Here is a 12,968-nt window from a genome sequence, read left to right on the forward strand (position 1 = left end):
GGAGCACCGTGGCAACTGGCCGAACTCACCGACCGGCGACTCGCAGCCGAGGGATCCCCGAGGCCACCGTCGCCAGGCTTCCGCTGTATCTGCGGGCCCTGACCGCTCTGTCCGAGCGCTCGGTGCCCACGGTCTCCTCCGAGGAACTCGCGGCCGCGGCGGGCGTCAACTCCGCCAAGCTGCGCAAGGACTTCTCCTACCTCGGTTCCTACGGAACGCGCGGTGTCGGCTACGACGTGGAGTACCTCGTCTACCAGATCTCCCGGGAACTGGGCCTGACGCAGGACTGGCCGGTCGTCATCGTCGGTATCGGTAACCTCGGTGCGGCACTGGCCAATTACGGAGGGTTCGCCTCCCGCGGCTTCCGGGTCGCCGCGCTGATCGACGCCGATCCGGCCATGGCGGGCAAGCCCGTTGCCGGGATCGCCGTCCAGCACACGGACGAGCTGGAGAAGATCATCGACGACAACGGCGTCTCCATCGGGGTCATCGCGACCCCGGCGGGCGCCGCCCAGCAGGTCTGCGACCGGCTGGTGGCCGCGGGCGTCACCTCCATCCTGAACTTCGCGCCGACGGTGCTCTCGGTGCCGGAAGGCGTCGACGTACGCAAGGTCGACCTCTCGATCGAGCTGCAGATCCTCGCCTTCCACGAGCAGCGCAAGGCGGGCGAGGACGTGGCGGACGTGGAGCGGGACGAGAGTGCCGGGTCCGCCGAGGCCGTGGCGCCGTCCGCGCCGGCCGTCGCCAAGGACGACCGCAAGGACGACCGCAAGGGACCGGACGGGGACGTCCCCGCCGTGATGCCGGCATGAGTCTCCTCGTCGTCGGCCTCAGCCACCGCAGCGCCCCCGTCAGCGTGCTGGAACGGGCCGCGCTCAGCGCTGACGCCCAGACCAAGCTGCTCACCGACACCCTGGCCGCCGAGCCCGCCGCCGAGGCCGCGGTGCTCGCCACCTGCAACCGCGTCGAGCTGTACGCGGACGTGGACAAGTTCCACGCGGGCGTCGCCGAGCTCTCCACCCTGCTCGCCCGGCACAGCGGCGTGGGCCTGGAGGAACTGACCCCCTACCTCTACGTGCACTACGAGGACCGGGCCGTCCACCACCTGTTCTCGGTGGCCTGCGGCCTGGACTCGATGGTGGTCGGCGAGGGCCAGATCCTCGGCCAGATAAAGGACGCGCTGGCCACCGGACAGGAGCTGCACACCGCGGGCCGGCTGCTCAACGACCTGTTCCAGCAGGCGCTTCGGGTCGGCAAGCGCGCGCACAGCGAGTCCGGGATCGACCGGGCCGGACAGTCCCTGGTCACCTTCGGACTCGGGCAGCTCGCCCGCGACGTACCGGTCGAGAAGTGGGCCACCGGCAAGCGGGTCCTGGTGATCGGCGCCGGTTCGATGTCCTCGCTGTCGGCGGCGACGCTGTCGCGCGCGGGAGTCGCCGAGGTCGTCATCGCCAACCGCACCCTGGACCGCGCCCAGCGCCTCGCCGAGATCCTGGCCGAACCGGGCAACGGCACGGCCGCCGCCCGCGCCGTACCGATCGCCCAGGTCGCCGAGGAACTGACCCGCGCCGATGTCGTCGTCTCCTGTACGGGGGCGACCGGACTGGTGCTCACCGGCAGGGACATCGAGCAGGCCCTGGCCGCGCGCACGGCGCCGCTCGCCCTGCTCGACCTGGCGATGCCGCGCGACATCGACGCCGCGGCGCACCGCCTCGACGGGGTCCGCCTCGTCGACATCGAATCCCTCGCCGAGGCCAGCGCGGACGCGCCGATGGCCGCCGACGTGGACCAGGTCCGTGGCATCGTCACCGACGAGGTCACCGCCTTCGGCGCCGCCCAGCGCGCCGCCACCATCACCCCGACCGTGGTCGCCCTGCGCACCATGGCCGCCGATGTGGTCGCCAGTGAGATCGCCCGCCTCGAAGGCCGGCTGCCCGGCCTCGACGAGAAGGAGCGCGGCGAGATCACCCAGACCGTGAAGCGTGTGGTCGACAAGCTGCTGCACGCCCCGACCGTGCGGGTCAAGCAACTCGCCGCCCAGCCCGGCGGGGCCGGCTACGCCGACGCCCTGCGCACCCTGTTCGACCTCGACCCCGAGACGGTGGCCTCCGTCTCCCGGGCCGACGGGGCCGACAGCCGCGAAACTCCCCCCACGAACCGAGGCCGGTCATGACCCAGAAACCACTCAGACTGGGGACCAGGCGCAGCAAGCTCGCCATGGCCCAGTCCGGCCACATCGCCGAATCCGTACGGCAGTTGACGGGACGCCCCGTCGAACTCGTCGAGATCACCACGTACGGGGACGTCTCCCGCGAGCAGCTCGCGCAGATCGGCGGCACCGGCGTGTTCGTCACCGCGCTGCGCGAGGCACTGCTGCGCGGCGAGATCGACTTCGCGGTGCACTCGCTCAAGGACCTGCCGACCACGCAGCCCGAGTCGCTGACGCTGGCCGCGGTGCCGCGCCGCGAGGACCCGCGCGACGTGCTCATAGCCCGGGACGGTCTGCGGCTGGCCGAGCTGCCGCACGGCGCTCGCGTCGGCACCGGATCGCCGCGCCGGATGGCCCAGCTCAACGCCTTCGCCCGGCAGCACGGACTGATGATCGAGACGGTGCCGATCCGCGGCAACGTCGACACCCGGATCGGCTACGTACGAGGCGGCGAACTCGACGCCGTCGTACTCGCCGCCGCCGGAATGAACCGGATAGGCCGCGCCGCCGAGGTCACCGAGTACCTCGCCACGGAAACGGTCCTGCCCGCCCCCGGCCAGGGCGCCCTGGCCATCGAGTGCGCCACCTCGAACGTGGCCCTCGCCGCCGAACTCGCCGGACTCGACGACCCGGGTACCCGGGTCGCGGTGGCGGCCGAGCGCTCTCTGCTCGCCGCCCTGGAAGCCGGTTGCAGCGCGCCCGTCGGCGCGCTTGCCGAAACCCTGACCGGCTCCGGCGGCCAGGGAGAAGTTGTCAACGAAATGCGCCTGCGGGGTGTCGTCGGGTCGACCGACGGTGTCACGCTGGTGCGGCTGTCCACCACCGGTCCCGTGCCCGAGAACTCCGACCGGGCGCTGGCGCTCGGCCGCGAACTCGCAGCCGAGATGCTTGCCAAGGGCGCGGCCGGTCTGATGGGGGAGCGAGCACATTGAGCCCCACCACCTCGAACCGACCCACGGTCCCCGACTGCGGGCACGTCACCTTCCTCGGTGCCGGCCCCGGCGATCCAGGACTGCTGACCCTGCGCGCCGTTGATGCCCTGGCACAGGCCGACGTACTGGTCGCAGAGCCCGAAGTGCTCGACGTCGTACGCACTCATGCGCGTGCGGACGTCGCGGCCACCGAACTGGTGACGGACACGCCTCAGCTCACGCTTGTTGACGGTCCGTCAGCAGGCGAGCCCCTCGCGCCGAGGGATGCGGCCAATCTTGTCATGCAGGCCGCGCGCGGCGGCAAGCGGGTCGTGCGTGCGGTGACCGGTGACCCCGGCCTGGACACCTACGCGGCGGGCGAGATGCTCGCCTGCTCCGCGGCCGGTGTCCCCTTCGAGGTGGTGCCCGGTATCGCCGCCGCGGTCGGTGTCCCCGCCTACGCGGGTGTACCGCTGCGCGACGCGCAGGGCGCGGACGTACGGTTTGTCGACGCGCGTACAGCCTCCGACCGCTGCTGGATGGAGCTGGGTGCCTCGGACGGCACGGTCGTCGTCTCCACCACCCTGGACTCGGTCGCCGCCACCGCGGGCGAACTGGTCACCGCGGGCCGCAAGCCGGACACCCCGGTCACCGTGACGCTCGCGGGCACCACCACCCGCCAGCGCACCTGGACCGCGACGCTCGGCACCCTGGCGCAGACCCTGAAGCAGGCCAAGGTGCTGCCCTCGGCCCAGGGCGGCCAGTCGGTGATAGCCGTGGTCGGTGAGCGCAGCGCCGCCGCCCAGCGAGAGCAGTTGTCCTGGTTCGAGTCCAAGCCGCTCTTTGGCTGGAAAGTACTTGTACCGCGCACCAAGGAACAGGCGGCCTCCCTCTCCGACCAGCTCGTCTCCTACGGCGCGGTGCCGCACGAGGTGCCGACCATCGCCGTCGAACCGCCGCGCACCCCGCAGCAGATGGAGCGCGCGGTCAAGGGCCTGGTCACCGGACGCTACGAGTGGATCGCCTTCACCTCGGTCAACGCCGTGAAGGCGGTGCGCGAGAAGTTCGAGGAGTACGGGCTCGACGCGCGTGCCTTCGCCGGGATCAAGGTCGCCGCGGTCGGCGAGCAGACCGCCAAGGCCCTGATCGCCTTCGGCGTGAAGCCGGACCTGGTGCCCAGCGGTGAGCAGTCCGCGGCCGGACTCCTGGAGGACTGGCCGCCGTACGACCCGGTCTTCGACCCGATCGAGCGGGTCTTCCTGCCCCGCGCGGACATCGCCACCGAGACCCTGGTGGCCGGGCTCATCGAGCTCGGCTGGGAGGTCGACGACGTCACCGCCTACCGCACCGTGCGTGCCTCGCCGCCCCCGGCCGAGACCCGCGAGGCGATCAAGGGCGGCGGCTTCGACGCGGTCCTGTTCACCTCGTCCTCCACGGTGCGCAATCTGGTCGGTATCGCGGGCAAGCCGCACAACGTCACGGTGATCGCCTGTATCGGCCCGGCCACCGCGAAGACCGCGGAGGAGCACGGACTGCGCGTCGACGTCATGGCGCCCGAGCCCTCGGTGCACAAACTCGCCGAGGCACTGGCCGAGTTCGGCGCCCAGCGCCGGGCCGCCGCCCTGGACGCGGGTGAGGTCGTGACCCGCCCGAGCGAGCGCAGACCCGGATCGCGGCGGCGCAGGACCACCTGAGCCAGAACCCGAGCGGGTGCGGCCCCAGGGCCGCGAGGCTTGCCGGGCCCGGAGGTACGCGACAGCGGCTGCCTCCGGGCCCGGGTCCGTTTCCGGTCTCGTACGGGCGTAGCGTGGAGGAATGACGACGAAGTACGGTTCCTTCCCCGGCGCACGGCCGCGGCGCCTGCGTACCACCCCGGCGATGCGCCGGATGGTAGCCGAGACCCGGCTGCACCCGGCCGACCTGATCCTGCCCGCCTTCGTCCGCGAGGGCATCAGTGAGCCGGTGCCGATCTCCTCGATGCCCGGCGTCGTCCAGCACACCCGGGACACCCTCCGCAAGGCGGCGGTCGAGGCCCTGGAGGCGGGCGTCGCCGGGATCATGCTCTTCGGGGTGCCCGAGGACGAGAAGAAGGACGCCATCGGCAGCGCGGGCACCGACCCCGACGGCATCCTCCAGGTGGCGCTGCGGGACGTACGCGCCGAGGTCGGCGACGAGTTGCTCGTCATGTCCGACCTCTGTCTGGACGAGACCACCGACCACGGCCACTGCGGCGTCCTGGACGAGAAGGGCCGCGTCGACAACGACGCCACCCTGGAGCGCTACGCCGAGATGGCCCAGGTACAGGCCGAGGCGGGCGCCCATATCGTCGGCCCCAGCGGCATGATGGACGGCCAGGTCGGCGTCGTCCGCGAGGCCCTGGACCGCGCCGACCACGAGGACGTCGCGATCCTGGCCTACACGGTCAAGTACGCCTCCGCCTTCTTCGGCCCCTTCCGCGAGGCCGTCGCCTCCTCACTGCGCGGCGACCGCAAGACCTACCAGCAGGACTACGCCAACTCCCGTGACGCGATGCGCGAGTTGGCGCTCGACCTCCAGGAGGGCGCGGACATGGTGATGGTCAAGCCCGCGGGCCCCTACCTCGACGTCCTCGCCAAGGTCGCCGACGCGGTGGACGTGCCGGTCGCCGCGTACCAGATCTCCGGCGAGTACGCGATGATCGAGGCCGCCGCCGAACGCGGCTGGATCGAACGGGACAAGGCGATCCTGGAGGCGCTGACGGGGATCAAGCGGGCCGGGGCCAACATGATCCTTACGTACTGGGCGACCGAGGTGGCGCGGGGGCTGTAGTCCTGTCGGCCCAGGCCCGGGCTGTCAGGTCAACTTCCGCAGGACGTCCAGGACTTTGCTGGTCAGCTCCTCGGGCAGCGCGCCGTAGCCGAGTTCGGTTGCGGCGCGTTGGCCTTTCTCGCTCACGGCGCGGGAGAGGAAGGCGCGGAGGATGTCGGCCACCTTCTCGCCGTTGTCGCGGCTGCAGACGACGGCGTAGCCGAACTCGATCATGGGGTAGGCCCTGCTGCCTTGTGTGTCCCTGTAGTTGACCTCCAGGGCGAGGTCGTCGTCGGTGCCCCGCAGCCGCGCGGCCCGCGCGCCGTTGAGCACCGTCGCCTCGGTGGGCGTCACCATGTCGTTGCCGCCCTGGCTCAGGCCGACGGGCGTCAGGCCCATGTCCGTCGCGTAGCCCATGGGTACGTAACCGAGCGCGCCGTCGGTCTCCTTGACCAGGGTGCCGAGCTGCTGAGAGGTCTGCGCACTCTGGCCTTCCTGTATCGGCATCTTGGTGGAGGGCTCGTACGTCCAGTCCTCGGGCGCGGCCTTGGCGAGGTACTTGCTGAAGGAGAGCGTGCTGCCCGCGAACGACGACACATGAATCGGAACGATCGCTTTGTCGGGCATGTCCTCGCCGGGATTCATGCCCACGATGCGGGGGTCGTTCCACCTGGTGATCTCGCCCTTGTAGATCAGCGCGATGATGCTGGCGGTCAGGGCGAGGGTGTGCTCCGCCTCCGGGAGATTGACCACGACCGCGGTCGGCGAGGTGCTCAGCGGCAGGTGAATGGGTCCGCCGTTACTGCACTGCTTCTCGCTGATCTTGTCCGCGTCGTCGGGGGTCAGCACGCTGTCGGTCACGGCGAAGGAGGTTCTGTTCTCCGCGAAGGCCTGGATTCCCGCGCCGACACCCTGACCGTCGTAGATGATCTGGTCCTTCGGGCAGTCCTTGATGTAGTCGCTCATCCAGCGGTCCAGTGCGGCCTTCTGCATCGTCGAGCCGTCGCCGCGCAGCGGGGGAGCGTTCTTCGGGCAGCCGAGCGACTGCACGGGACCGTCGCCTGTGCCGGGCGACGAACTCGCCGTGGGCGAACCGGAGTTCTTGCCCTCGGGCTCTTTCCCGCCATCCCCGGAATCGTCGTTGAGGAGTCGTACGGAAACCACTCCGGCGGTCAGCATCGCGGCCGAGACGGCGAGGGCGATGAGGGCGCGCGCGGAGATGCCTCGCTTGCCGCCACCGCTGCCGCCGCCCCCACCGCTGCCGCTGCCGCCGGGCCGTCCGGACAGGGGGCCGAGGAGGTCCGGGGGGACGGTCGGGGGTGCGGTCAACTCTCCTGCGGAGGAGGGGAGTTCACGGCCGGGGTGCGGGATGGCGTCCGCCGGTGCGGGGAACCCGGCGGCTTTCGGAACGGCGGTGTTCGTCTCGGGGGAGCGGGGGGCCTGGAGGACGAAGTCGCCCGAGTCCGAGGGGGAGTTGGGGGCAGAGGTGGGTGTGGGCGTGGGTGCGGGCGTAGGCGCTGAGTTGGTCTTGGCGCCCGCGCCCGTGTCTGCGTCAGCGTTGGGCTCGGAGTCGGGGCCTGTGGTCGGCGCGCCCGTGTCCTGAGTGCCGTGCGCGTCCGGTGCGCCCGCCTCCGGGACCGGCGGAACCGTAGGCGGCACGGTCGGCGGGGGAGTGGCAGGCGGCAGTACCGAGGGCACGGGCGGCGCGGACGACTGAGGTTCCCCGGACTGGCCTGCCTCGACGAGCGCCCTCAACAGTACTTCCAGCGTGGGCCGTTGACCGGCGTCCTTGTCGAGGCACGGCAGTACGAGCGAGTGCAGCTCGGGTGCGAGGCCGTCGAGATCGGGCTCCTCGTAGACCACCCGGAAGCCGATGGCGTGGGTGTGATCGCCGTCGAACGGGCCGTGGCCCGTGGCCGCGTAGACGAGTACCGAGCCGAGGGAGAAGACGTCGGTCGCGGCGCTGACGGTGCCGCGCCGGAACTGTTCCGGGGCCATGAACGGCGGGGTGCCGATGGCAACTCCGGTGCTGGTGAGGGGAGTCGCGTCCGTGACGCGGGCGATGCCGAAGTCGATGACGCGCGGGCCGTCGTGGGCGAGGAGGACGTTGCCGGGTTTCAGGTCGCGGTGGATCAGGCCGACCCGGTGGATCTCGCGCAGCGCCTCGACCAGTCCGGCCGCCAGCCGCCGTACCTCGGAGACCGGCAGTGGGCCCTGCTGTATCACCCGCTCGGCGAGCGAGGGCCCGGGCACGAACAGCGTTGCGAGCCAAGGGGTTTCGGCTTCCGCGTCGGCGTCCACGACCGGGGCGGTGAACGCGCCGCTGACCTGCCGGGCCGCCGCCACCTCGCGCCGGAAGCGGTCGCGGAAGCCGGGGTCCTGGGCCAGTTCGGGGCGGATGACCTTCACGGCGACCTGCCGTCCGGACAGGGAACTGGCGCGGTAGACCACGCCCATTCCGCCCGCACCGAGCCGCCCCTGAAGCTGGTATCCGCCGATGGACCGCGGATCCCCGTCCAGCAGTGTCACGTGCCTTCGCCCCCTGCAGCCGTGTACGGGCACGCCCGCGCGCGGACACCCCGAACGGTCCATGGCGGACCGACCGGGCCAGGGTATCGGCGGCGGACGACGGCACCACCGCCAACCGGGCCAAGCGGCGCTCCTCCTGCGACACGGGCCCCCGGCGGATCCTTTCCGGGAGCCCGTGCCCTGCTCACCCGCGCTGCGACAGTGGCCGATCTGGCGCCAACTGCCGCTGCCCAGCGGCTACTTGCTCAGGTTGCCGACTACTTCTGCGGCGGGCACTCCTTCCATGCCAGGTGGTAGACCGTCTCGATGTCGCCGTCCGTGGAGTCCATCGCCATGTAGCTGGTCCTGGACGGGTCCGAGTTGCCCGCGTTCACGCGGAGCTCGGTGTTGATGTTGAAGTTGCGCTGTTCACCGCAGGGTGCCCAGACCAGGTTGGCCCAGTCGGTCTCGTCCGTGGCCTGCCAGTTGTCCTCGTACGGGCCGGAGAACGGGTGGCTCCTGGAGGCGGTGTCGGGCGAGCCCTGGAAGTAGTACGAGGCCTTCTGGACGCCGCTCGCACCGGGCTGCAGCGAGGCGTAACCGCGGTAGTCGGTGCTCGCGACGGCGTACGTGAAGCCCTGGGGGACGTGGACGATCAGGTTGAGCTGGCAGTTCTTGCGGGCCTCGGTCGGGTCGGCGCCGCCGCCCGCCTTGGCGAGGTACTGGCTGTACGTCACCGTGAAGGCCGTGTTGTCCTCGGAGACCGCGACCGCTGCGGTCTCCGGCGGGCAGCCGGAGCCGTTGACGGTGGCGACGTCGATGACGATCTTGTCCGGCGGCGGATCGGTGATCACCGACTGTGCTGCCGTGGCGCTCTGGGGCGCGAGCGCCAGCGCGAACAGCGCGGCGAGCGCGCCGGTCGCGAGTTTTCCAGCGGCCATGATGCTCCCATCGGGGATGAGGGAACTCACGAAGGAGTTCCTGATGGTGGGGGGTTGGCCAAGGGCCGACGCGCGCCCGGGTGACTCAGGAGCGGTGGGCGCCGAACTCCGTGACGAGCGCGCCGAGTTGAGCAGGCGTCCTCGCCGGGGTACGTCGGCGTTCTTCGGTGTGCGTCCGCGTTCCCGAGTTGCTTCCCGAGGTGCTTTCCGAGTTGACCCCGAGGGTCATGAGACGGGCGGGTCGGGAGCGCCGACGGATCCGTACATCGACCAGTGACCTGGAGTGGTGCTTCATGTGCGGGGGGTTGCTGGAGTGATGAGGATCGTACATATCCCTTACCGCACCCTCTAGTTGGACGTTCGGTCATTTCTCAACGGTCGGATTCCGCCAGTGTCCGGCTGGAATGTATGGGTGTGGGGGGCACGGGCATGAGCGGGCCGGTCGCGGAGATCGTTTCGGGCGTCGAACTCGGCGGCTGTGCACACAACTTGGGCCTGACGCTGCGTTACCGGGGTGCGCCTCTCCGCGCTCCCCTCCGTGGCGCGGAATCCGCCCTCGCGCGGGGCGGCCGGGGGTCGCCGGGGCGGCGCCTGTGAAGGGGTGGGCGTCCGGATATCGATTCCGTTGTCCGGTGAGTGGTGGGTGCCGGGCGCCAAGGGGGCGTAAGGGAAAGGGGGGAGGGAAGGGGCCTGCGTGACTGCGTTGTCAGCCGTTGTGGCCTGCGGGTTTCCCGGCGCTTTTCGACAAGATCCTCACAAGCGCTCGTGCGCCGTGGGATCCCCAACTCCCGCTACTTTTCAGTAAGTTTGAAGCGTCAATCATGACCTGCGCTTCCTTCGCCGGGTCGTATACGGACGCCGCGTGTTTCGGCCGCGCGACCTGTGAAGCTCTCGAAGAGATGGCCACGCTGAGTGTATGGAGTGCACCAAGAAGTCACGTCACGGCCGCGCCGTCCGAACGTTCTCGGCGTATCGTCAGGTCTTGTGAGGTTCACGTCGAAGGGCTTGACGTGACGGGGAATCAGTTCGCAGAAAACGGAGGAACGGTGTCGTTCGACGATGAATGGGCCTACGCCCAGACGGGTTCGGCACGCTGAGCCCGACCAGCTCGCCGTCCTGGTAGCAGCTCTCAACTCCCGCGAGATTCGCGGCATATGAGTACGTGGCGCTCATCCACCGTCAGGTGGGTGGGCGTCTCGCATGTGCGGCGGGCACCGTTTCTGTCACAGCGGCGTCACTATGAGGCACCCTCCGTCCGGAGCGAGCGGGACGGGCCCTAGCGTTCTTGGCATGAACGCGTACGAACACTTGATTCTGGCGGCTTCCGGTGGACGGGGCGGCGGCTCACGTGGCGGCTACCGCGGTGGATACGGTGGCGGCTCCGGCGGGGGAGGGGGCATGCCCACCTGGGTGTGGGTCCTGCTCATCCTGCTGGTCGTGGGGTGCGTCGCCGCGGTGGTCTGGAACCGCAACCGCGCGCGCGACTGAGGGTCCACACCCCTTTCTCGCCCCCTTCGCCTGCGCGGCACACCGTGCGCGATCCGATCCGCCGCGCGACGCGCTCCGTGACGGTGCTCCCACGAACTTCCCACCGTCCGCAGGCCGATCGCTCACCGCGGGACCGGAATCTGGACGAGGCCGCCGACGCGGCCCCGTCCGCACCGGTCAGGGGCTCGACTGCGGGGTTTCCCCGTCCCCACCTGCCGTGCTCCCGCTGGTGCGGGCGGTCCCCGACCGTCCCTCATCGCGGAGTTCCTCGTGTTCCTGCGGAAGAAAACCCTTGTCGGGCTCGGCCTGGTGCCGGCGCTCGGCGTCGCCGCGTGCCTCCTGTGGTGGCTGTGGCCCGACGACCGGAAGAACGAGTCCGAAGCCGAGTGCGAGGTGTCCGTAGCCCCCGGCGAGTCCTTCAGCTGCACTCTTCCCGGGGGTGAGGGCCAGTTCGCTCTCGACGACGCCCCCGTCGGCATGACCGTCCAGCCGCGATCCGGGGTCGTTCACTGGAGCCCGACACGGTCCCAGCGCGGTCGGCACACCGTCACGGTGCGGACCCGGGCCGACCAGGGCACGCAGACCTCGACCTACACGGTCACGGTCGAGGGCGCGGCGAAGCCGGCGCCCGAAGGAATCTTCGTGGCGCCCGGCGCGGAGGAGGGAGACGGCTCGCTTGACCGTCCGCTGAACTCCCTTGAGGAGGCGGCCGACCGGGCCGAACCCGGTGACACCATCTACCTGCGCGGCGGCGAGTACCGCAACGCCGAGTACGGGGAAGAGGGGGAACGTGAGTCCAAGGCCCTGGCGACCATCACCTCCTCCGGCACCCAGGACAATCCGGTGACCGTCCGCCCCTGGGGCAATGAGTTCGCCCGCCTGACCTCGGACCGGGCGGGCATCGCCTTCAAGGACGCCTCGTACTGGGTGGTCGACGGACTTGAGCTGTATGGCACCGCTGACCGGCTCGACACCCGCCAGGCCCTCGCCGACTGGTGGAACCCGAAGGCCGCGCTGGGGCAGTCGGGCGGCCGTGGCATCTCGATGGACGGCTCGCGGCACATCGTCGTCCGCAACAGCCGGGTGCACCACTTTCCCGGCGCGGGGATCAGCAGCAACGGCGGCTCCTACCTCACCGTCGAGAACAACGTCATCCACGACAACACCTGGTGGTCCACGGCCGGTTCACACGGCTTCGCCAACTCCAAACCGGCGTCCCGCGCCGGTGACGACCCCGAGGACTTCGGCCTCGTGATGCGCGGCAACCTGGTCTACGGCAACCAGTCGTCGATGATCTCGCACGTCTTCGCCAAGCCCTTCAGCAAGTTGGAGATCGACGAGGGCAACGGCCTGCACATGCAGAACACCGAAGGAAGGTTCGCGTCCCGGTTCCTGATCGAGCAGAACCTGCTGGCCTTCAACGGCAAGGCAGGTGTCGGCCTCAACACCGTCGACAGGGGGGTCCTGCGCAACAACTCCTTCTGGTCCGACTCGGCCGCCGTGGCCGGAGCCGGGGAGATCAGTCTGCAGAACTCCGACTCGGACGAGATCTCGCACAACCTGCTCCAGTCCCGCGAGGGTGGCAGGGTGCTGCGCGACTTCGCGGACACCTACAGCGGGGTGCGGGACAACTACGCGGCAGGGACCGGTGAGCAGGAGCGCGTCCCGGCCGGCGTGAAGGTCGTGCCCTCGGTGTTCGCCGACCCGGAGGGCGGCGACTTCCGCCCGGCACCCGGCGTGCCCGAGGGGTACGGGGTCTCGCGGCAGAACCTCGACCGCATGGCCGCACTGATCGATCTGTACGGACTGGACGTGGGGCCCGCCCCGACCACCGTCGACGACGACTACCTCGGCGAACTGCGCGCTGCGATCCTCGACGCCTGGCCCGAGCCGAGGGCGCAGGACGGCATCCCGGACGACTACCTGCTGCTGGATCCGGAGACGGGTTACTGCTACGCCTACGCCGACCGTGCCGACTACCCGGGCAAGCCCCACTCGGGCGCCCAATGCCCCAAGAGCGAGCAGGACGCCGAGGACAAGCGGGACCGTAAGGACAAGCGGGACCGCAAGGACCGGCAGGACCGTAAGGATCCCGCAGGACAAGCAGGACCATGAAGACCCGCA

The 12,968-nt window shown here is 70.4% G+C and carries 9 protein-coding genes; 7 read left to right on the forward strand and 2 right to left on the reverse strand.

Annotated elements, in window-relative coordinates; genetic code table 11:
• Positions 1 to 8 precede the first annotated feature (8 nt).
• The 5 genes from HUT18_RS20230 to hemB all read left to right on the forward strand — a co-directional run bounded on the left by HUT18_RS20230 (position 9) and on the right by hemB (position 5,928).
• A complete protein-coding gene (locus tag HUT18_RS20230) occupies positions 9 to 812 on the forward strand; it encodes a redox-sensing transcriptional repressor Rex (protein ID WP_176102008.1) in 804 nt (267 codons plus the stop codon).
• A complete protein-coding gene (locus HUT18_RS20235) occupies positions 809 to 2,173 on the forward strand; it encodes a glutamyl-tRNA reductase (protein ID WP_176102009.1) in 1,365 nt (454 codons plus the stop codon). Before HUT18_RS20230 ends, HUT18_RS20235 begins: the two co-directional genes overlap by 4 nt.
• On the forward strand, positions 2,170 to 3,141 hold the full coding sequence (gene hemC, locus HUT18_RS20240; protein WP_176102010.1) for a hydroxymethylbilane synthase: 972 nt from the start codon (positions 2,170 to 2,172) through the stop codon (positions 3,139 to 3,141). The genes HUT18_RS20235 and hemC overlap by 4 nt, the downstream gene beginning before the upstream one ends.
• Positions 3,138 to 4,814 carry a bifunctional uroporphyrinogen-III C-methyltransferase/uroporphyrinogen-III synthase gene (locus tag HUT18_RS20245; protein ID WP_176102011.1) on the forward strand — a complete coding sequence of 559 codons (1,677 nt, stop codon included), beginning with the start codon at positions 3,138 to 3,140 and terminating at the stop codon, positions 4,812 to 4,814. Before hemC ends, HUT18_RS20245 begins: the two co-directional genes overlap by 4 nt.
• Before the next feature lie 121 nt (positions 4,815 to 4,935).
• Positions 4,936 to 5,928: a porphobilinogen synthase gene (gene hemB, locus HUT18_RS20250; protein WP_176102012.1), complete on the forward strand. Its 993-nt coding sequence runs from the start codon at positions 4,936 to 4,938 to the stop codon at positions 5,926 to 5,928.
• A gap of 24 nt (positions 5,929 to 5,952) precedes the next feature.
• Here hemB and HUT18_RS34220 read toward each other — a convergent pair whose 3' ends face one another.
• Entirely contained in the window at positions 5,953 to 8,436 is a 2,484-nt protein-coding gene (locus tag HUT18_RS34220) for a serine/threonine-protein kinase (protein WP_303246548.1), read from the reverse strand.
• A gap of 257 nt (positions 8,437 to 8,693) precedes the next feature.
• Positions 8,694 to 9,356 carry a DUF4360 domain-containing protein gene (locus HUT18_RS20260; protein ID WP_176104678.1) on the reverse strand — a complete coding sequence of 221 codons (663 nt, stop codon included), beginning with the start codon at positions 9,354 to 9,356 and terminating at the stop codon, positions 8,694 to 8,696.
• Between the two features lie 1,290 nt (positions 9,357 to 10,646).
• Here HUT18_RS20260 and HUT18_RS20265 point away from each other — a divergent pair.
• Positions 10,647 to 10,844 (forward strand): hypothetical protein, encoded by a 198-nt coding sequence (locus HUT18_RS20265; protein WP_176102014.1) that lies wholly within the window; start codon positions 10,647 to 10,649, stop codon positions 10,842 to 10,844.
• Positions 10,845 to 11,114: 270 nt separating this feature from the next.
• Complete coding sequence (locus tag HUT18_RS20270) at positions 11,115 to 12,959, forward strand: right-handed parallel beta-helix repeat-containing protein (protein WP_176102015.1); 1,845 nt, start codon at positions 11,115 to 11,117, stop codon at positions 12,957 to 12,959.
• The last annotated feature ends 9 nt before the right edge of the window (positions 12,960 to 12,968 follow it).

The organism is Streptomyces sp. NA04227 (genome assembly GCF_013364195.1).
Classification (GTDB): Bacteria; Actinomycetota; Actinomycetes; order Streptomycetales; family Streptomycetaceae; genus Streptomyces.

Bases quoted from the DNA above. Each gene is read 5' to 3' on its own strand.
- HUT18_RS20235 (WP_176102009.1), top strand. From the start codon at position 809: ATGAGTCTCCTCGTCGTCGGCCTCAGCCACCGCAGCGCCCCCGTCAGC.
- hemC (WP_176102010.1), top strand. From the start codon at position 2,170: ATGACCCAGAAACCACTCAGACTGGGGACCAGGCGCAGCAAGCTCGCC.
- hemB (WP_176102012.1), top strand. From the start codon at position 4,936: ATGACGACGAAGTACGGTTCCTTCCCCGGCGCACGGCCGCGGCGCCTG.
- HUT18_RS20260 (WP_176104678.1), bottom strand. From the start codon at position 9,356: ATGGCCGCTGGAAAACTCGCGACCGGCGCGCTCGCCGCGCTGTTCGCG.
- HUT18_RS20265 (WP_176102014.1), top strand. From the start codon at position 10,647: ATGAACGCGTACGAACACTTGATTCTGGCGGCTTCCGGTGGACGGGGC.